Origin of the sequence: Luteimonas galliterrae (genome assembly GCF_023374055.1) — a bacterium.
Classification (GTDB): domain Bacteria; phylum Pseudomonadota; class Gammaproteobacteria; order Xanthomonadales; family Xanthomonadaceae; genus Luteimonas_C; species Luteimonas_C galliterrae.
Window position 1 is genome coordinate 385,940 of the sequence record NZ_JAMBEP010000001.1, and the last position, 19,338, is coordinate 405,277.

Sequence of the window (19,338 nt, forward strand, 5' to 3'; positions counted from 1 at the left end):
CGGCGGGGTCGGGGTGCCTGCCGGTGCTTCGAAGCGTCCCTGACCCCGCTCCTGGAAAGCGCATCCGTATTCGCAGCTACGGCACCACGAAGGTCCGTGTGCTTCTTGCCTGGGTACCGTCGCGCAGCCATTCCCGAAACTGCACTTGCAGGCGCGCCACGCCGCTTTTCGTACCCGGCTCGATGCCTTGAACCGACAACTCCACCCACGGCGAGTTCTCCGCGTCCGTTTTACGGTACAAGCCGATGAAAGCGGTGGCGCTGTCGACCTTTCCGCAGCGGCGATCGCCGCCGGCGGCGGCGCCGGCGTCCATCGCGCGCATCACGGCGCGGGCCATGGCCAAGTCGTCCGGCCAGTCGGCTTGGCCCAACGCAGCGGCCGTCTTCGCGACGACCGCATCGGAGACCATGGTGTTGGCCTGCACGCTGATGCGATCGCCGCCGGCGCTGCCTTTGGCGCCAGGTACTTCGGCGCCGGTATAGGTGCGGGGGCGCGCATCGGCGCCGCTCGAGAGCAGCGCGTATTGCTGGCGCTCCGGCGCGTAACCGGAAGCGGGGTCGGAGATCTTGGCGAGGATGGCGTCGAGCGGTTGGCCGTCGCGCAGCATCTTCACGGCCGCCTGCCGGGCATCGCCGTTGCTCGCGGCCTGGACGATCACCGCACCCTTGCCCGGCACTACGGCCTGGATGCCATAAACGCCGTCCGAGCACGAGGCTGCCGCCACGGCGATGGTGCCCGTGCGCGGATTGACGGTTGCGATAGACCAGGTCGCGTGCGCATTGGGAACGGCGCAGACTGCGGCGATGAGACCTATGGCCATGGAGCGAGGGGCAAGGACGCGGGGGCTGGCCATGGGCATCTCCGGCGAGAGTGGTGCCGTCGTGGATGGGCGAACGCAGAGTTTCGCGGACACGACTCTCCGATGCGCGAAGCCTGGCAAGCGTTGAAATAGCAAGCGTAGGGAGGAGTCTGCGAAGCGGATTCCGCCATGCGCAGTCCGCAGTCGGATGCGGTCGCTGCAGCGATGCCTCGCATGCCCGCGGGGTTTAAATGACCTTCGCCGCATGAAAGCTTCGGCGCGCCGAGCCTATGATTCCGCCGTTCGTCATGCGAAGGGTCCATGCAGATGCCGGTTACGAGATGGAAGTGGTTGGCTGCGGTCGCCTTGGCGGCATGGCTCCCGCTTCAGGCGGGGGCTGTCGAGCCACGGTTGAGCGCGAACGGCCGCGAGGTTCGTTCTTTCGAACCGCCTGCCGTCGTTTCCGTTCCGCAGGATGCGCAGTATCTGGGCGGCAAGCGCTGGGTCCTGTACGGCTACGCAGACTGCGACTTGCACCTGTTCGTAGACAAAGATGCCGCGGGCGTCGTCACGCGGCTCTATTGGATCCAGTCGGAAGGCTACATCGACAGCCGACCGGACCTGACCCATGCGGGCGACTACGACGCCTCGCGCAAGCTCGAGCTCGGCGGCCTGGATTTTCACCTCGATACCTGGATCCGCCATCGGCAAGATGCCGCGCCCGAGCACTCGGACCTGGAGCAGGTCGAACGGTTGATCGCCGAGAAAAAACTATCGCTGCCCGCGGACATGGCCTTCGTCCGCCTGGTCCACTTGCCGGACCAGGCGCAGCGCAAGGAACTCATGATCATCTACGCGGAGCGCGCCAACGGCCCGACGGCCTCGCCGCGGCAGGCAGAAGACGCCGTCGCGAACGCGAAGGAGCGAATCCAGGTGCGCGGGCAGTAACGCAGCGATTTCTTGTTGAGCGAGCGTCCAGCGACTCCGTTCGCGTAGTCTGAGAAGCGAATCTAGTATTTTGCCGATCAGTCGCTTACTTTCGTCGAGATCGCATCGAAGCCGCCGCCAGGCCATTGCCAGCGGCCCGCGATCGTCTTGCCGTCTTCGCTCAACCTTCCTTTGAAGAAATTCTTGGCTCCTTTATCGCCGAACCAGGTCCAGTGCGTGCCGTCGTCGTCGACTTGGTGGGTATAGGTGAAGTTGCTGCCGTCGTCGGCCATGAGATGCGAACGCAAGGTCTGGGTGTCGTCGTCCCATGCGACGTACTCGATACCCGTCAGCTTTCGGCCACTGGGCGTGGTGGTCTCGAATTCCTGGATCAAATAGTGCCCGCCGAGCCCCATCCGGTAGGCCGACGTGCCGGGGGCGCCGCCCTCGTTCTTCCAGGTGCCGATCAGATGCGCGAGCCGCTTCAGCGCAGGGTGGGGCGTCAAAGGAAGCTCTGCGGCCCGATAGTTGTTGCTGTCTGCCATACGTCCTCCGTCAAGGGGTTGGTCGACGACACGTTTCATCGTAACAAGCGTTCACCTCATGCCGGCGAGCGTCGCTTTCGAGGACGCCTGCAGCGCAGCGGCGAGATCGGCCGGGCTGCACGAGGCCTCGCCGGACAACCAAGCCACGATCGGCGAGAACATGCCGTCGGCCAAAGCGTGGGCGGCCAGCCGATGGGGGAGCCGCAACCGGCTTTCGCTGCTGCGTTTGAGGCCGGATTCGATCCGCAGCACCAGCGCATTGCGGATCACGCGCAGCGCCGCGCCCTGGAGCAGTATCCGCGCCAGTGCGCGGTTGTCCCAGAAATGCTCCAGCAGGACAGCCGCTTGCTGCGCGCTGGAAGTTCCGGTGGGCAGGCCGGCCAGCAGCGAAAGAGGGCCTTCCATGCTCGCGGCGAGCAGGGCGTCCTTGCCGGCGAAGTGTTCGTAGAACGTGGAGCGGCCGACGCCCGACGCCTGCAGGATGTCGTCGATGCGGATCTCGTGGTAGCGGCGCTCCAGCGCCAGCAAGGCGAAGGCGGACTGCAGCGCGTCGCGCGTCCTGAGCCATCGGGGATCGCGGTCGCGCGGGGCCTGTCGCATGGCCCGTAGTGTCCCACGTCCGACGGCGGACATCGGCCCGCGATTGTCCGGGAAAGGGGCCGCGCGGGTTGCTAACGTAGCGTCGCGGCGGCCGATGCCGGCACGCCGCGCACGTCGTATCCGTTGATGAGCCCCTGGAGGCGCCGATGTCCGATCTGAAAGCGACCGATCTTCGCCCGTTCGTCCCCGCCCAGGACTTCGCGCTCAGCAAGGCGTTCTATTCCAGCCTGGGCTGGGAAACCCGTGACGTCGCAGACGGCATGGCGCTAGTGCGGCTGGCGGATCAGCAGCATTTCTACATCCAGGACTACTACATCAAGGAAGTCGCGGAAAACTGCATGCTCCACCTGACGGTGACGGACGCGCAGGCGTGGTACCGGCATGTGTCGTCGATTCTGCAGCAAGGCCGCTTTCCGGGCGCGCGCGTGCAACCGCCGAAACTGCAGTCCTATGGCGCGATCGTGACGTTCGTGCACGATCCCGCCGGTGTGCTGTTGCATTTCTGCGAATGGAAGCCGGCTGGCCGGATGCACGCGTAAGATGCCGGTGTTCGCAACCCACGTTATCCGGTGACCGATGAAGCCCAAGTTCCGTTGGATGCTACCCCTCCTGCTCGCCGTATCGCCGGCGTTCGCATGGGGAAACTTGCCGGAGTTTCTCCCGCAAGGCCGCTACATCGATGAAGATGCCGCAGCCAGCCACATGAAGGCGCCGCCAGGCGGGCGGGCGCAGATGCGGCAGGCGATCAATGCCGCGATACAGAAGAATCCGCGCAATGCCACCGCACTGGCGCATCGTGCGTACTTTTTCCTGGAAAGCGGCGACTTGGCGCGCGCCAAGCGCGACTTCGATGCGGCTATGGCCGCCGCGGAACCGGGTAGCGGGTTCGAGCGCAACGTCCTCTGGTCGCGCGGATGGGCGGAATACGATCTGGGCGATTACGCGGCAGCCCTCGCGGATTGGCAGCGAACCGTGGCGTTGCACGGCGGCAAGCCGTTCTGGGCCGCCTACAGCTTTGCGCTGCTGTACTGGACGGCAGGGCAGCAGGACACCGCTTTGGCATGGTACGACGCCGCGGTGCTGTCCAACCCCCAATGGGGCAATGAAAACGGGTTCATAGCCCGAACCAAGTATTGGGCGCCGCCGCAACGCGGCCAAATGCGGGCCCTGTTCGATGCATGGAAGGGAACATCGCGAAAGGGTTCGCAGGCCTCGTAAAACGCTTCCGCCATCAGTACTCCCGATATCCGGACAGCGCCAACGCGCGCCGGAATTCCGCTGCCGTGACGATCCGGCTGTTGTGCGCTTCGAGCAGCGCCTCGAAGCCGTCGATGCCCAGCGATTTCAGCTTCTTCGCGAAATCGATGCCGATCGGCATCGCCGGATTCACGCCGCCGCCGGTGCCCGGCGAGAAATAGACGTCGGCCTGCCACACGATGCCTTGCCTGGGCAGATGCGCGATGGTGAGTTCCTCGGAGTGCGCGTTCGGGCCGATGTCGTAGAGCACCAGGGTCTGGCTGCCGTCGGAAATCGTGCGCTCGCCGCGGAAGGCTTCGATCGAAGGCCCTTGGCCGGCGGCGACGTACGGATCGGGCGCGATGGATCGCCGCACCTGCGCCAGCCGGCGATAGAACTCCACATGGCCGGGCGTCGTGAGCAGCGTCGCGCCGGCGTGGAAGTAGGCGCGGGCGCCGCCGCCGTGATCGCCGTGGGTATGGCTGGGCACGACGTAGCGCACCGGCTTGCCCGGGAAGGCGTCGCGCAGCGCGGCGAGGGTCGAGTCGGCCATGGCGTAGTCGCCGGGGCATTCGACCACCGTCAGGAAATCCTCGAACTCGACGATCATCACGCCGCCCATTTCGGTGTCGAGATATACGCCGTCGCCGACCTTGCGCAGGCGTTCGCCCGCCGCCATCGACGCGGGTTGCGAATAGCCGGGCGGTACTTCGAAGCGGGCGTCTGCGAGCGCGGTGTCGACGCGATAATCCAGGGCCAGGTCGCGCGCGATCTCGTCGTTGAACCAGTCGATGCGGCGGGTCGGGAAACGCACGTTGCCGATCGCGCGCCAGTCCGAATATTCGATGCGGTCGGTGACGTCGCCGTACACGCCATCGTCGTGGATCGATTCGAAGCCGCTGAACGCGCCGCTGCCGGCATCGAACAGCAAGGTGATCGTGGCGCCGTCGCGCTGGGTCCAGGCCAGCGCGTGCATCGCTTTCCCCTTGTGCGTCGCGTCGCCCAGCGAACGGAGGTAGGTGCCGCTGTCCCAGGCGTCGAGCAGCAGCAACGGCGGCATCCAGCGCGCGGCGAACGCCCACGGACCATCGGCGTTGCGCTCGGAGTAGACGCTGATGAGCTCGCTGCCGTGATGGTTCCGATCGATTTCCCAGTGCGCGCCCAGGTCGCCCTTCAGCGCCCAGGCGCCGCCGAAGCGGCCGATGCCGGGGTAGGCGGTGTAATTCTCGGCGTACATGCGTTTGCCTTCGCGGTCGACGACGACGGCGCCCGTGGCCGGCTCGCGATCCCAAGGCGGCAGCGCGCGCCGGCTCTGGTTGATCATGTTGCGATGGCCGGCGTAGGCCAGCGATACGTTGCGCAGGCGGCGCAGGTTGGCTTGGCCGCCTGCGGCGTCGATCGCCCGCCCGAGCACGGCGCGCGCCTGCAGGTAGGAATGCAGGGTGGAATCGGCCGCGACGGGTTCGGCAGCGAGGCTCGGCGTCGAGGCCAGGGTCAGGATCAGGGCGAGTAGTATGGTTTTCATGGCGGCCAGTCTGGGTCGCGCCGGAGGCCTTCGTCTTGAACGAATGCAAGGTGGATTGCGAATGCCACGGCTCGCGCGACTTGGCCGCCGGCGAGTTCTACGGCGATGTGGTGCGCAGGCATGCCTCGCCGCAGTTCCTGCTCTCCGAAATCCACCACGGTCGCGGACGCGCGCTGCCGACGCATACGCACCAGGCGGCCTACTTCAGCCTGCTGGTCGAGGGCGGTTATGCGGAGCGCTACGATGGCCGACGTTACGAGTACGATCCGCTGACCGTCTGGTGGCACCGTCCCGGCGTCGTGCACGACGATGCGGTGGGGCGCAGCGGCGGCCGCTTTTTCAATGTCGAACTGACCACGGAAGGCATGGACGCGCTGGCGCAGGCCGGGCCGTCGCGCCGCGATTTCCACGAACAGGGCACGCCCGTCGTCTGGCTCGCCTGCCGGCTGTTGCGCGAGCTTCGGCATTGGCAGCCGTGCTCCGGGCTTGTCGCGGAGAATCTGGCGCTGGAGATGGCGGGATGCGCGTTGCGGCGCCCGGAACCGCCGGCGCCGTCCACACCGCGTTGGCTCGATCGGGTGGTGCAAACGCTGCACGACGAACCCGAACGGCGCCATTACACGTCGGCGCTCGCGCGTGAGGCAGGCGTGCATCCGGTTCATCTGGCTTCGGTGTTCCGGCGCACGCATCGGCAGACCATCGGCGAGTATCTGCGCGCGTTGCGCGTCCGTCGCGCCGCGAATCTGCTGCGCAGCGCCGACATGCCGCTCGTGCAGATGGCCGCAACGCTGGGCTTCGCCGATCAAGCCCATTTCACGCGCATCTTCGGCGATGTGGTCGGCATGACGCCGAGCGCATTCCGCCGCCTGTTGCGCCCGCATTCGTAAGGGCGAGCCTGCGAAGCGATTCCGCCGTCGGCGCAGGCATGCGATGGATCGTCGGCGGAATCCCCCGCGGCGGTTCCGCTTATCGTTGCGAATTTCGGAATTGAGACTTTTGTCGATTGCTTTACGGTCTGCTTACTCGATTTTCACGGGCGCGCCTGCGGGCGCCATGCTCGAATGGATCCGTTCGGATCACTCATGGAGAGCAGCCGTGAAAAAGCGTTCCATCGCCATGGTTATGGCGCTTCTGTTGCCGATCGGCTCGGCCCTGGCCGCCACGGTGTACGTCAGCGGCAGCGGCACGAGCTACGACCCCGGCATCGCGCTGGAGATCGCGCGCGCCGATGCCGTGGCCAAGTGCGAAGCGCAAGCGGGGACGCCGATCGAAGAGATATACAACCATTTGAGCCGGAATAATTATTGGTCCGCATCTTCGATCTGGACCTGCGAAGTGCCCTGAAGCGGGCTAGGGAAAGCCTGGGGTAATCGCAGGGGCGTGGCTGGGTTGGCAGAGCCAACCCAGCCACGTCGCGCGCGCGGCGTCCATCCGGGTAACGCGCAGCGGATGCTACAGTGCCGCCTTCGGCACGATAGGCACTGCGACACGATGGCGACATCCAGCCCTCACCCGATCAGCCCTTACCCGATCGGTACGCCAGGGAAGCCTTGGGCCGATGCCGAAAAAGCCCAATGGCGTTCGCGCCAGGCGCGCAAGCGCAGTTATGAGACGGATGTGCTCGGCAAGGTCGCGCGCCTGCGCGAGCGTTTCGACGCGGTGGAATACGGCCATCTGGACTATCCGCCCGATCGCTATCCGCTACTGGCCTTGAAAAGCCGTGCTTGGCGCGAAGATCTTCCCGGCGCGCTGGTCACCGGCGGCGTCCACGGATACGAAACCAGCGGCGTGCGCGGGGCGTTGCGGTTCGTCGACGAGCACATGGCCGACTACGAGGGCAGGGCGAACCTGATCGTCGCGCCCTGCGTCAGCCCGTGGGCCTACGAGCGGATCAACCGCTGGAACGCGGATGCCATCGATCCCAACCGTTCTTTCCGCAGCGACAGTCCCGCCCGGGAATCGGCCGCGCTGATGCGCCTGGTCGCGCCGCTGAGCGGCCGCATCCTGGTGCATATCGATCTGCACGAGACCACCGATACCGACGAGTCCGAATTCCGGCCGGCCTTGGCGGCGCGCGACGGCAAGGTGTTCGAGCCTGGCGAGATTCCCGACGGCTTCTACCTGGTCGGCGACGAGGAGAATCCGCAACCCGAATTCCAGCGGGCGATCATCGCCGCGGTGGCCGAAGTCACCCATATCGCGCCCGCCGATGCGCGGAACGAAATCATCGGCTCGCCGATGGTGGCGCCCGGCGTGATCAATTACCCGCTGAAGCGGCTCGGCCTCTGCGCCGGCATCACCGATGCCAAGTACAAGACGACGACCGAGGTCTATCCCGACAGCCCGCGCGCCACGTCCGAGCAATGCGATGCGGCGCAGGTGGCGGCGGTGCGTGCCGCGATCGATTTCGCGTTGGCGCGGCGCTGAAACGACCTTAGCAGGAGCGGCCATGGCTTTCGGCACTGGGCCGCAACACGAGCCGGAGCGACGCTCCGCCAAGCCGCTGCGGGAGTGAAGGACGATGGCCGCGATCGGAGTGGGTTTCTTTCTGGGATTCGCACTGCAGGCCGCTCAGGCCGCGCCAGCGCCGGTCGATTGCAAGAATGAGACCCGCCGCGCCGTCGGCTACTGGGTGGGCGACTGGACCGTCGTGGATACCGCTTCGTCCGCGCCCGTCGCCAGCAGCCGCATCGAGTGGGTGGTGGACGGTTGCGCCATCCGCGAAACCTACGAACAGCAGATCGGTCCGAACGGCAAGCCCATGCGCTACGGCGGCACCAGCCATACCGCCTACGATGCAGCCAGCGGGCAGTGGAAGCAGTTCTACGTCGACACTGCCGGGCGCGTCGCGCTGCTCCAAGGCACGCTGCAAGAGCAACGGCTCGTTCTGGATGGACAGGCCCGCGGCAAGCAAACGCGCATGATCGTCGAAGCGCTACCGGACGGTAACGTGCGGCAGCGCGGAGAAGCCTCCACCGATGGCGGCGCGGATTGGACGCCGACCTTCGACTTCACCTATCGCAGAAAGTAGGGCCGAAGCGATGGCGCGCTGGTCGGCCCTGCTGCTGTACTTCTGGCTCGCGTGGCCTGGCGCGGCGCACGCGCAAGCTTCCGCGGGCGAAATCGTCGCCAAGCGTGCCACGCTGGCCGAACCGGATCAGCAATACAGCTTGTTCCTGCCCGGCGGCTACGGCGCGGACAAACGCTGGCCGGTGCTGATCATCCTGGATGCGCGCGGCCGCGGCGAACAGATATTGAGGTTGGCAACGGATGGCGCGCGCGCGCGCGGGTGGATCGTCATCAGTTCTTACCAAAGCCAAAGCGATGTCGACGAGAACATTACGCTGCGCGCGTTGCAGGCGTTGCTGCGGGAGACCGGGCAGCGCTATGCCTACGATCCGAAGCGGATCTACCTGGCCGGCTTTTCCGGGACGGCGAAGACGCTGTGGACGCAGGTCGATCCGTTGCGCAACGTGATCGCCGGCATGATCGGTTGCGGCGGAGGGCGGCCTCCCGAGCTGGGCGCATTGCGCCGCGCGCCGCCGGCCTTCTTCGGCATCGCGGGCACCCAGGATTTCAACTATCAGGAAATGCACGATCTGGACCAGGACCTGGCGCGCATCGGCGCGACCCGGCGTTTGGATGTCTTCGATGGACCGCACAGCTGGCCGGAGGCCGCCGTATTTACCGAAGCGATCGCCTGGCTCGACCTGATGGCGATGCGCCAGGGCCGCATGCCGCGCGACGAGGCCTGGATCGACGAACAGTTCGCGGCGCGGCAGGCGGCGTCGGATCGGGCGCAAGGCCTGCAACGCTGGCGGCAGCTGGAACAGCTGGCGCGCGATTTCGACGGCCTGCGCGAAACGCATGCGTTGCGTGCTTCGGCCGATGCGCTGGCATCGCAGCCGTCGGTGCGCGGCGCGCTCGAGGAGGCGTCGCGTCTGCGCGCCGACGAACGCAGGAGTTCGGCGCGCCTGGAGGATTGGATCCAGCGCATCGGCAGCCGCGACATGGGCGGGCGCCGCAATGCGCCGCCGGACGTGCCGACGGCGCTGCGGGAGTTGCGGATCGCTTCGCTGCAGGAGTTGTCGCGCGACGCGAATCCGGCGGTGGCCGACTCCGCGCAGCGGCGCCTGGCGTACATCAAGGCCGCTACGGGCTCGTATATTCCCGCGCGCTACGAGGCTGCGGAACCCGAAGTCGCACGCGCCTTGCTGCAGATCGCACTGGCGATCGATCCGGGTCTGCCCGCGGTCCACTGGCGCCTGGCCCGCGTGCTTGCGCGGTTGGGCGAGGCCGATGCGGCTTTCGAAGAGCTGCAGGCCGCTCGCCGCCTGGGTTACGTCAATCTAGAGGACATGAAGTCGGACCGGGCGTGGGCGGCATTACGGAGCGATCCGCGTTGGCCGGCGGCGCTGGCGCCCATCGCCGAGCGAAGATAGCCGTCGGGTCCGGCTGAACATCGTCTTGCGTACGGAAACGGACGCTTCACGCGGCCGTGCCATCGCCCGCGGATCATTCGCATGGCCACCTCCGGAAAGAACGGCTCCGATGCCTACTCCGATACGTTGCCGCTGCGGCCAGGTTCGAGGCGAAGCGGATCTTCGTAACGCCTACACGCGCGCCACCTGCTACTGCAGGGACTGCCGCGCGTATGCGCACTGGTTGGGCACGCCGGGCCTCATGGACGCGCAAGGCGGAAGCGACACCGTGGCGATGGCGCCGGCGGGCGTGCGGTTCACCTCGGGCCTGGACCGGCTGGCGTGCATGTCGCTGAGCGGGAAGGGCATCCTGCGTTGGTACGCGGCATGCTGCAGGACGCCGCTCGGCAACACCGGACGCAGCGCCAAGTTGCCATATGTGGGCATGCTTACGGCCTGTTTTGCGGACGCGCCGGAAGAGGTCGACGCGGCGGTCGGTCCGCGCGACCGCATTACCTTGAATGCAGGATCGGCCGAGGGACCAGTGCGCAAGACGCCGCTAGGGTTCGTGACCGGCGGGCTGCGCATCTTGGCGAACCTGGTCGTCCGGCGCCTGCGGGGCGAGGGTGCGGCGCCGTATTTCGATGCATCGACCGGGCAGCCCATTCGTGCGCCCGAAGTGCTGACCGCCGCGCAGCGCCAGGCGCTGGGCGCGAACCAGCCGTCGCATCCATCGCGCTAGCGCGCGTGGTGCGCGGTATCGCCGCTCTCGCAGGCGCCCGTCGAACGGCACCGCAAGCGCCGTGAGCGGTCGCTTTGACGTGGGATTTGACATCCAGAAATTATCTGACTAAAGTCAGATAATGGATGAAGGCCAGATCCAGCAGGTCCGCCGCTTCAACCGCACCGTCACCCAGCGGATCGGTGTGCTGACCGACGACTACCTCGGTCGCGGACGGCCGTTGAGCGAGTCGCGGCTGCTGTTCGAGATCGGCAGGGAAGGTGCGGACTTGCGCGACTTGCGCGCGCGGCTGTCGCTGGATTCGGGTTATCTCAGCCGCCTGTTGCGTTCGCTGGAAGCGCAAGGCCTGGTCACTTCGCAACGCGCAGCCGGCGATGCCCGGGTGCGGCGCGCGGCGCTGACGCGCAAAGGCCTCCGGGAATTCGGTGCGCTCGACCGCCATTCGGAGGATTTCGCCAGCTCGCTGCTGACTTCGCTAAGCACGAGGCAGCGCGAGCGCATGATCGCGGCGATGGCGGAAGTGGAGCGGCTGATGCGCGCTTCCGCGGTGACGATCGAAGCCGCCGATCTTGCCAGTGCCGACGCCCGCGCCTGTCTCGAGGCGTATTTCGGCGAGCTGCAGGAACGCTTCGAAAACGGGTTCGATCCTGCGCTCGGCGCATCCTCCGATCCGGAAGAGCTCGTTCCGCCGACAGGCCTGTTCCTGATCGCGCGCTTGGACGACCGCGCCGTCGGTTGCGGCGCGCTGAAGCAGCGCAATCGCGGCGTAGGCGAGATCAAGCGCATGTGGGTGGCGCCCGACGCGCGCGGATTGGGCATCGCCCAGCGCTTGCTCGAGGCGCTGGAGCATCATGCCGCGCGGATGGGGATGGACACGCTTCAACTGGACACCAACCGCGCGTTGACGGAAGCCCGCGCCTTGTATGCGCGCAACGGCTATCGCGAAATACCGCGCTACAACGACAACCCTTACGCGCACCATTGGTTCGAGAAGCGGGGATTGCGGGGCAAGCGCGCGGGAGATGCGTCTTCGCGCTAGGGCTCGCTCTAGTTTTCGCCACGGAAATTCGAAGTGTCGGCGGTGCCGAATGGCGCCTGACACATCGCGAGCGGCCGCTGCCACATTCCCCATATTCGAAGGCTTTTGATTTTCAGCCGTCATTCCCGCGAAGGCGGGAATCCAGTGACCTTCAGGGTCTCCAGATCGCGACGAGGCTATCTGCCATGCCGCGCGCCTCACCCAACCCTCTCCCGCAAGCGGGAGAGGGCTAAGCGAATAAGTCACTGGATTATTCGCTTCGCTCACCCCTTCGGGGCCGTCCTTCGGACGTTCTGCGCGCTACGCGCTTGTCCCGCCTTCGCGGGAATGACGGCTGAAAGCATCGTCACCTGCGCCCACCCCCGACTTTCGCCATACGCGCCCACCGGTCCGAAGGTGTAAGAGTGCGGCTCCAGCCGTTGGGAGCCATCGCATGACCACCCGCCGTGACCTGCTCAAGTTCAGCGCGCTCGCCGCTGCCGCTTCCGCCTTGCCGTCGTTCGCCTTCGCGCAGGGCGCCAAGCCTGTGGGCAAGGCGGCCAAGCCGCTGAACATCCTCATCCTGGGCGGCACCGGCTTCACCGGGCCGTTCCAGGTGAACTACGCGCTGGCGCGCGGGCACAAGATCACGCTGTTCAACCGCGGCAAGCGGCCATCGCCGGAATGGCCGGGGGAAGTGGAACAGCTGCACGGCGACCGCAACACCGGCGACCTGAAGTCGCTGGAAGGGCGCAAGTGGGACGTGTGCATCGACAATCCCACCAGTCTGCCGTTCTGGGTGCGCGATGCCGGCAAAGTGCTGAAAGGCAACGTCGGTCACTATCTTTTCATTTCCACGATCTCGGTCTATGCCGACGGCAGCAAGCCCGGCATCAGCGAGGGCGACGCGCTCGCGGTCTACAAGGGCAAGGATGCGATGGCCGAAACACAAGAAGCGCTGCGCGCCGACATCGAGAACCTTTACGGTCCGCTGAAGGCATTGAGCGAAGCCGAAGCGCACAAGCAATTCGGCGAACGCGTCACCATCGTGCGCCCCGGCTACATCGTGGGGCCGCGCGACGAGACCGACCGCTTCACCTACTGGCCGCATCGCGTCGCGCAAGGCGGCGAAATGCTGGTGCCGGGCGACGGTTCCGATCCGGTGCAGATCATCGACGGCCGCGATCTGGGCGAATGGATGATCCGGCTGGCCGAAGCGGGCACCGTCGGCACGTTCAACGCGGTGGGCCCGAAGGATCCGCTGACCATGGACGCCATGCTGCGCGGTTGCCAGCAGGCCGTAGGCGGCAAGCCGACGTATACGCACGTCACGCCCGAGTTCCTGGAAGAACAGAAAGTCGGCGAGCTGCCGATCTGGACGTCGGCCAAGAGCGGTCCGTATGCGGGCTACGGCGCGGTCAGCAACAAGAAGGCGATCGCGGCCGGGCTGACCTATCGACCCTTCGACACTACCGTGACCGATCTGATGGCCTGGTTCCGCAGCCTGCCGGCCGAGCGGCAGGCGAAGCTGCGTGCGGGCATCACGCGCGAGCAGGAGGCCGATCTGCTCAAGAAGTGGCACGCGGCCAAGCGCTGAGGCCTGCACGGCGGTTCCCGCCGTCCGCTTGCGACATCGTTCGGGGCGGCTCTGCGGCTGCCCGAGCGGCAGCGTTTGCGACTTTTCTTATTACGGAGCCGACGAAGGCGCTGCCATAATCGCCGCGTCGCAATGGCCTAACTGCATCGTCCTGGAAGCGCAAAGCAGTTTTTCGATTTTGGGGCAATGGCCGCAATTCGAGGCACGCCTGCGTGAGGATCTCAAGGAACTAGGATTTCGTCATCGCATCGCGCTGGCGCCGACGCCGGGCGCAGCCCGCGTCTTGGCCGGGGTGCAAGATGGGCTTGCGATTGAACAGAGCGAACATCTACGGGTGACCTTGGGCCGCGTGCCCGTCGTGCGCGCTCACCTACCGGAAGACGCTGGCGAGCGCTTATACAAGATGGGGCTTCGCCACATGCGGCAAGTCTTTGATCTGCCACGCGATGCGCTGCGCCGCCGATTTGGAGCTGAGCTATTGTTGCACGTCGACCGATTGCTCGGCCAGGCGCCGGAATCGCATACGTGCTATCAGCCGCTGGACGTTTTCGACATGCGAGTTGAGCTCAATTACGAAGTTGAGCAGCACCCAGCCTTGTTATTTCCCATACGACGCATGACGGCCGACTTGGCGGCTTATCTCGCAGGCTGCGACGGCGGAGTGCAGCAATTCGTGTTTGAACTTCAGCACGAGCAGCATGCCGCTACACGCCTCGTGGTCGGCCTGTTATCTGCTGAACGGGCATGGCTTGCTGTCGAGCTACATCGCGATCAGGACGATGCCAAGAGGCTAAACGCGCTGCTCGCCGCCGCCAAGGAGCTCGGCCTACCTGCGGTCGCTGCCGGCGACGTGCATATGGACATTCGCCGCCGGCGCGCCTTGCAGGACAACCGTCGATGGCGTCGGGAATTTGATCGCAACGCGGCTTTATGACCTGAGCACGTTGCTCGGCGCCCTGGACGCCAGAAGCCGGGATTTCCGCTAGGGTTTTGGTACCACCAACCTTCGGCCGTCATTTCCGACACATTTAGGATTCAGTCGGCGCCGATCAGGCGCGTTGGCATCGTGCCAGGAGGAAGAGCAAAGTGGAGGGCATGGCCAACACCCAGGGGGAGTACGCTGAGGCTTAGAGGGCTATCGCGCCCACCCTTACAGCTGCGGGCTCATAGCGGGCCATCGCGACGGTCCCAGCAAGTATCGCCAGCGCCGGCAGCCCGATCCAAGCGCTCGTAAGCCTTAAGACGGCCACCGCGGCCCCAAGAGCGATGAACGCAACCAAGAGGGGCAATATCCTACCCAAGGTCCCTTGACGAGTCCTTGAATCACTCGCAAGCTACCCAACGAGCGGGGACCTCTAAAGGAATGGAAGTGACGACCCTCACCAAGGACGGGGGAGATTCGCGCTCTCCCACAGCTGCATCTAAAACAGCGAGCAGCCTGGATAGCCGCGGCCTGTGCCTGCACCATTTATTCCAAATCGTAGCATTGCTGCTACTCATTCTCTGCGGCTCTGCAAAAGCAGAGTTTTACGACGTTCCATGGAAATGGCATGTCCAGCTGGAAGGCCGGTGTCCCTACGAGGATCACTTCGGAACCGCCGACACCATTCCGCTGGCCTCCGCAGCTCAGTGGGAGGCGGAACAGCGTTGTGTAAGGCCGATCTTCAATGACCACTACGAAATCATCTATAAGTACTGGGGCGCCTCTACACGAACGTTTGCCCCCAATGGGGCTTATCGTGACCTCGGCATCATCGGTACGGTGTACCAGTACGATCCAGGTACCAACCTAGGTAAACAGGATTGCAATGCGAATGTAACCTGCGGCAATCCCATCACCATTTCGATAGGCAACAAATTTCAGCGCGAACCCGATTTTTCTAACGACAGCGCGCTAGAGCTGACTCGTTACTACAACAGCCACAAGGCCGCACGGTCCGATGGGTTTGGACGCCACTGGACACACTCATACAGTTTCCGCCTAGAGCACCTGACTAATCCAGATACAGGCGAAGCGCGAGTCCGCATCTATCGTCCTGACGGCGGTCACGTCAATTTCACAAAATCGGGCGCGGTCTGGACTGCACCCACTAACGTAGTGGGCACATTAGTCGAGCATCGGGATACCAATGGCGTATTGCTAGGGTGGTTCTATGCGCCTAGTGACGGTCGCGTGTTGGAAAGCTATGACCTCCTTGGGCGTCTAGCTCTGATCGATAATTCTGACGGAACTACTACCCAGTTCGAATATAACGACGGTGTCGTCGAAAACAATGCAGATGACTATCTGCTTACAAAGGTAGTAGATCCAGAAGGGCGATCGTTACTTTTCGAGTACGATCCCTCTGGACATGTGATTGCAGTAACCGATCCGACCGGCGCCGAGTATCAATATGGGTATGACTTAGAAGGTCGCTTAGCGAGCGTAACTTTCCCAGGCGGCGCTCAAAGACTGTACCACTACAATGAGCCCTCATTGAATGGCGGTTACAGTCAACCAACAGCGCTAACCGGGATCACATCTGAAGACGGACAACGTTATGCGACTTTCGCCTACGATGTATTCGAGCGGGCAGTATCCACCGAGCACGCGCTGTCAACCTCAAAATTCTCAATTCAATATGTAGGCGATTCGTCTCCGACATCGGCAACCGTCACCTTGCCGCTTGGCGAGACGCAACAGATCGGATTCAACACGTTTCTCGGCTCAAGAAGGGCTACGTCGCTGACGCGCCAGTGCTCAGGCTGTCCAACCAACACCAGCAGCTACAGCTACGATGTCAACGGCAGGATGGATTTAGTTACGGATAGTTCGAGTGTCACTTTCGACTACGATTACGACGGCCGCGGTTTGCTGACCCAGCAAGTAGATGCAGCGAATAACGCGTCCGGGATAAGACGCACTACTCAAACGGACTGGCATTCTACGTACGACGTGCCTGTCGAACGGCGGCGCCGAGACGCCAACAATACGTTGGTCGGAAAAGACAATTGGACTTATAACGCTCGCGGGCAAGAACTGACGGCCACCCAGACAGACCCGACCACTTCAGCCACGCGCATCACCACCACGACCTATTGCGAGCAGGCCGATATCACCAACGGCCTGTGCCCGCTACTGGGCTTGCTCACCTCGACCAACGGTCCGCGCACGGACGTGGCCGACACCACCACTTACACCTACTACGCCAGCGACGAAGGCTCGTGCGCGTCCTCGCCCACCACCTGCCCGCACCGCAAGGGCGATCTGTGGAAAGTCACTGACGCCCTGGGCCGGGTAACCGAGACCCTGGCCTACGACGGCGCCGGCCGGGTGCTGTCGGTGAAGGACGCGAACAATGTCGTCACCGACTTCACTTACCATCCTCGCGGCTGGCTGACCGCGCGCAAGGTGCGCGGCACCAACAACGCTTCGGAAGCCGACGACCAGATCACTACGATCGAATACTGGCCCACCGGCCTGGTCAAGAAAGTCACCCAGCCCGACGGCGCGTTCACCGCGTATACCTACGATGCCGCACACCGCCTGACCGACATCGCCGACAACGCCGGCAACACGATCCATTACACCCTGGATAACGCCGGCAACCGCACCGCCGAAGACACCAAGGATGCGGGCAACGTCCTGCGCCGGACCTTGTCGCGGGTCTACAACCAGCTCGGCCAGCTGCAGACGGCCAAGGACGCCTACAACCACGCCACCGGCTTCACCTACGACGCCAACGGGAATAACCAGACCGTCACCGATGCGCTGAACCGGGTTGCCGACAACGATTACGATCCGCTCAATCGCCTGGTGCGGACCCTGCAGGACGTGGGCGGCATCGAAGCCGAGACGAAGTTCGCCTACGACGCCCAGGACAACCTGACCAAAGTCACCGACCCCAAGGGGCTGGACACCACCTACACCTACAACGGCTTCAGCGATCTGACCCAGCTGAGCAGCCCGGACACGGGCGTCACCACCTACACCTACGACAGCGCCGGCAACCGCAAGACCCAGACCGACGCGAGGAATATCACCGCGACCTACAGCTACGACGCGCTCAACCGACTCACCGGCATCGCTTATCCGACCAGCAGCCTAAACGTCACCTACGCCTACGACACGGTCAACGCCAGCTGCATCGCCGGCGAAACCTTCGCCATCGGCAGGATGACCAAGATGATCGACGGCAGCGGCAACACGCAGTATTGCTACGACCGGTTCGGCAATGTCACTCGGAAACGGCAGACCACTAACAGCCAGGCCTTCGAACTGCGCTACGCCTATACGAAGGCCGGCCAGCTGCAGGCCATAACCTATCCCGACGGCACGGTGGTCGATTACGCCAGAAACGGGCAGGGACGCACCACCGAAATAGGGGTAACTCGTTCGGGGGGTGCGAGGCAGATTCTGTTAAACCAGGCCACCTATTATCCGTTCGGCCCCGTAGCCGCTTGGACATATGGCAACGGCCGCACGATGACGCGAAGCCTCAATCAAAACTATCAGCCTCTCGCAATCGCAGATGTAGCTAGCGGAGGACTTTCGCTAGGCTTCGAGTTCGACGCCATTGGCAATTTGAAGAAACTGTACAGCGCCGATCAAGTCATCATCAAGGCCCAGTACAGCTACGACACATTGAATCGGCTTACCGATGTGAAGGACGGGCCAACCGGCACGGTCATTGATCACTATACTTACGATGCGACCGGGAACCGCACCAGCTTAACCAATGCGGGCGGAACAACGAACTATACGTATCCAATTACCAGCCATCGTCTGACACAAGTGGGTACCGTCGCCAGAACCTACGACAATGCAGGCAACACGGTACAAATCGGCGGCACCGCACGACAGTTTGTTTACGACAATCGCGGCCGACTACGCCAAGTCAAAGCGGGCAGCACTGTCACGATGAACTACGTACTCAATGCACACGGGCAGCAGGTGAGGAGATACCTAGGCACATCTAACTCCTATTCGCTTTATGACGAAGAAGGACGTTGGCTCGGCGAATACAGCGCCGGTGGTGTGCCAGTACAGCAGGCTATCTGGCTGGACGATTTACCAACGGGACTTCTCGCCGGCAGCGGCACGACCCAAAAGTTGCACTACCTCCAACCCGATCACCTGGCCACACCTAGGACTGTGATCGATCAAGCGCTAAATACCGTGATTTGGCGCTGGGACCTGAATGGTGATGCGTTCGGGAACACCGTGCCAAATCAGGATCCAGACGGCAACGGCACTACATTCGTTATGGATTTGCGATTTCCCGGGCAGCGTTACGATGCGGCCTCCGGACTCAACTATAACTACTATCGCAACTACGAGAGTGCCACCGGGCGATATTCGCAGAGCGATCCGCTGGGACAGACCGCCGGCGTCAGCACCTACGGCTATGTAAGCGCTTCGCCGCTAATCTGGGCTGATTTTTGGGGTTTGCTGCAATGGCTAAAGAATCCGATTCAATGGTCACCTACGCTGACCACGGGGCTAGAAACACAAACGTACCCTGGAAGCGGTTATGGCGCGCCCGCTGCACCTTCACTGGGAGCTAGGACGACGATCGACTGGGTGATCACGCCGACGTGCAAATGCGAGAATAATGACTACTTTCTTCAAGAGTACAGCGTCGCATTCACGCCCATCGTGTACCTCCGGCAGAGCTACCTAAGCCCGAAGATTAGAGGCGAAATTAAAGAAGACGAGCGCGAGCATGTTGGCGACCTGCTGGGCTGGGTCGATTCGGCAAAAGCAGGGGCCGAGCGGCTGGAACAATCGATGAAATCGAAATCAGCCAAGACGATGGAAGCTTGCGTAAATGATGCAACGTTGCGAATGCAAGAATACCTCGCACCGAGTGCTGACGCCGCTGTGGAAGCCTCCTACAAGAGATACGATGCCTCTAAACGTCATCGCGTAGTCGTGCCGGAGTAATA

Annotated in this window: 17 protein-coding genes; 13 read left to right on the forward strand and 4 right to left on the reverse strand. The window is 63.8% G+C overall.

The genetic code is table 11. From position 1 onward, the window contains the following. Positions 1–76: 76 nt before the first annotated feature. Positions 77–820 (reverse strand): DUF1028 domain-containing protein, encoded by a 744-nt coding sequence (locus M2650_RS01760; protein ID WP_249470420.1) that lies wholly within the window; start codon positions 818–820, stop codon positions 77–79. A gap of 330 nt (positions 821–1,150) precedes the next feature. On the opposite strand from M2650_RS01760, the gene M2650_RS01765 reads away from it, so the two are divergent. Continuing rightward, positions 1,151–1,747 (forward strand): hypothetical protein, encoded by a 597-nt coding sequence (locus tag M2650_RS01765; protein ID WP_249470423.1) that lies wholly within the window; start codon positions 1,151–1,153, stop codon positions 1,745–1,747. A gap of 77 nt (positions 1,748–1,824) precedes the next feature. Here M2650_RS01765 and M2650_RS01770 read toward each other — a convergent pair whose 3' ends face one another. Next, the gene (locus M2650_RS01770) at positions 1,825–2,310 is read right to left on the reverse strand and encodes a DUF1579 domain-containing protein (RefSeq protein WP_249470425.1); all 486 of its coding nucleotides are present in this window, start codon (positions 2,308–2,310) and stop codon (positions 1,825–1,827) included. A gap of 12 nt (positions 2,311–2,322) precedes the next feature. Continuing rightward, the gene (locus tag M2650_RS01775; RefSeq protein WP_249470427.1) at positions 2,323–2,871 is read right to left on the reverse strand and encodes a TetR/AcrR family transcriptional regulator; all 549 of its coding nucleotides are present in this window, start codon (positions 2,869–2,871) and stop codon (positions 2,323–2,325) included. A 146-nt stretch (positions 2,872–3,017) separates the two neighbouring features. Here M2650_RS01775 and M2650_RS01780 point away from each other — a divergent pair, with 146 nt between their 5' ends. Both M2650_RS01780 and M2650_RS01785 read left to right on the forward strand, forming a co-directional pair. Further along, the gene (locus M2650_RS01780) at positions 3,018–3,410 is read left to right on the forward strand and encodes a VOC family protein (RefSeq protein WP_249470429.1); all 393 of its coding nucleotides are present in this window, start codon (positions 3,018–3,020) and stop codon (positions 3,408–3,410) included. Between the two features lie 58 nt (positions 3,411–3,468). Further along, positions 3,469–4,089 carry a tetratricopeptide repeat protein gene (locus M2650_RS01785; protein WP_249470431.1) on the forward strand — a complete coding sequence of 207 codons (621 nt, stop codon included), beginning with the start codon at positions 3,469–3,471 and terminating at the stop codon, positions 4,087–4,089. Positions 4,090–4,102: 13 nt separating this feature from the next. Here the strand turns inward: M2650_RS01785 and M2650_RS01790 are convergent, their stop codons facing one another. Continuing rightward, positions 4,103–5,632 (reverse strand): MBL fold metallo-hydrolase, encoded by a 1,530-nt coding sequence (locus tag M2650_RS01790; protein ID WP_249470434.1) that lies wholly within the window; start codon positions 5,630–5,632, stop codon positions 4,103–4,105. Between the two features lie 35 nt (positions 5,633–5,667). Here M2650_RS01790 and M2650_RS01795 point away from each other — a divergent pair, with 35 nt between their 5' ends. The 10 genes from M2650_RS01795 to M2650_RS01840 all read left to right on the forward strand — a co-directional run bounded on the left by M2650_RS01795 (position 5,668) and on the right by M2650_RS01840 (position 19,336). Next, positions 5,668–6,519, forward strand: coding sequence for a helix-turn-helix transcriptional regulator (locus M2650_RS01795; protein ID WP_249470436.1), 852 nt, complete (start codon positions 5,668–5,670; stop codon positions 6,517–6,519). 208 nt (positions 6,520–6,727) lie between these two features. After that, complete coding sequence (locus tag M2650_RS01800; protein WP_249470438.1) at positions 6,728–6,976, forward strand: hypothetical protein; 249 nt, start codon at positions 6,728–6,730, stop codon at positions 6,974–6,976. A gap of 147 nt (positions 6,977–7,123) precedes the next feature. Next, complete coding sequence (locus tag M2650_RS01805) at positions 7,124–8,059, forward strand: M14 family metallopeptidase (protein WP_249470440.1); 936 nt, start codon at positions 7,124–7,126, stop codon at positions 8,057–8,059. Between the two features lie 94 nt (positions 8,060–8,153). Beyond that, positions 8,154–8,663 (forward strand): hypothetical protein, encoded by a 510-nt coding sequence (locus M2650_RS01810; RefSeq protein WP_249470441.1) that lies wholly within the window; start codon positions 8,154–8,156, stop codon positions 8,661–8,663. A 10-nt stretch (positions 8,664–8,673) separates the two neighbouring features. Beyond that, the gene (locus tag M2650_RS01815) at positions 8,674–10,074 is read left to right on the forward strand and encodes a TPR end-of-group domain-containing protein (protein ID WP_249470442.1); all 1,401 of its coding nucleotides are present in this window, start codon (positions 8,674–8,676) and stop codon (positions 10,072–10,074) included. A gap of 109 nt (positions 10,075–10,183) precedes the next feature. Beyond that, positions 10,184–10,795: a DUF6151 family protein gene (locus M2650_RS01820; protein WP_249470444.1), complete on the forward strand. Its 612-nt coding sequence runs from the start codon at positions 10,184–10,186 to the stop codon at positions 10,793–10,795. 121 nt (positions 10,796–10,916) lie between these two features. After that, positions 10,917–11,834 (forward strand): bifunctional helix-turn-helix transcriptional regulator/GNAT family N-acetyltransferase, encoded by a 918-nt coding sequence (locus tag M2650_RS01825; RefSeq protein WP_249470446.1) that lies wholly within the window; start codon positions 10,917–10,919, stop codon positions 11,832–11,834. Between the two features lie 433 nt (positions 11,835–12,267). Further along, entirely contained in the window at positions 12,268–13,410 is a 1,143-nt protein-coding gene (locus M2650_RS01830) for an NAD-dependent epimerase/dehydratase family protein (protein WP_249470447.1), read from the forward strand. A gap of 28 nt (positions 13,411–13,438) precedes the next feature. Next, the gene (locus M2650_RS01835; protein WP_249470449.1) at positions 13,439–14,344 is read left to right on the forward strand and encodes a Y-family DNA polymerase; all 906 of its coding nucleotides are present in this window, start codon (positions 13,439–13,441) and stop codon (positions 14,342–14,344) included. A gap of 435 nt (positions 14,345–14,779) precedes the next feature. Next, entirely contained in the window at positions 14,780–19,336 is a 4,557-nt protein-coding gene (locus M2650_RS01840) for an RHS repeat-associated core domain-containing protein (protein WP_249470453.1), read from the forward strand. Positions 19,337–19,338 lie beyond the last annotated feature (2 nt).

Excerpts from the sequence above, each read along its gene's own strand:
- M2650_RS01780 (WP_249470429.1), top strand. The coding sequence starts at position 3,018 with ATGTCCGATCTGAAAGCGACCGATCTTCGCCCGTTCGTCCCCGCCCAG.
- M2650_RS01815 (WP_249470442.1), top strand. The coding sequence starts at position 8,674 with ATGGCGCGCTGGTCGGCCCTGCTGCTGTACTTCTGGCTCGCGTGGCCT.
- M2650_RS01810 (WP_249470441.1), top strand. The coding sequence starts at position 8,154 with ATGGCCGCGATCGGAGTGGGTTTCTTTCTGGGATTCGCACTGCAGGCC.
- M2650_RS01830 (WP_249470447.1), top strand. The coding sequence starts at position 12,268 with ATGACCACCCGCCGTGACCTGCTCAAGTTCAGCGCGCTCGCCGCTGCC.
- M2650_RS01790 (WP_249470434.1), bottom strand. The coding sequence starts at position 5,632 with ATGAAAACCATACTACTCGCCCTGATCCTGACCCTGGCCTCGACGCCG.
- M2650_RS01760 (WP_249470420.1), bottom strand. The coding sequence starts at position 820 with ATGGCCATAGGTCTCATCGCCGCAGTCTGCGCCGTTCCCAATGCGCAC.
- M2650_RS01820 (WP_249470444.1), top strand. The coding sequence starts at position 10,184 with ATGCCTACTCCGATACGTTGCCGCTGCGGCCAGGTTCGAGGCGAAGCG.
- M2650_RS01805 (WP_249470440.1), top strand. The coding sequence starts at position 7,124 with ATGGCGACATCCAGCCCTCACCCGATCAGCCCTTACCCGATCGGTACG.
- M2650_RS01775 (WP_249470427.1), bottom strand. The coding sequence starts at position 2,871 with ATGCGACAGGCCCCGCGCGACCGCGATCCCCGATGGCTCAGGACGCGC.
- M2650_RS01825 (WP_249470446.1), top strand. The coding sequence starts at position 10,917 with ATGGATGAAGGCCAGATCCAGCAGGTCCGCCGCTTCAACCGCACCGTC.
- M2650_RS01785 (WP_249470431.1), top strand. The coding sequence starts at position 3,469 with ATGCTACCCCTCCTGCTCGCCGTATCGCCGGCGTTCGCATGGGGAAAC.
- M2650_RS01770 (WP_249470425.1), bottom strand. The coding sequence starts at position 2,310 with ATGAAACGTGTCGTCGACCAACCCCTTGACGGAGGACGTATGGCAGAC.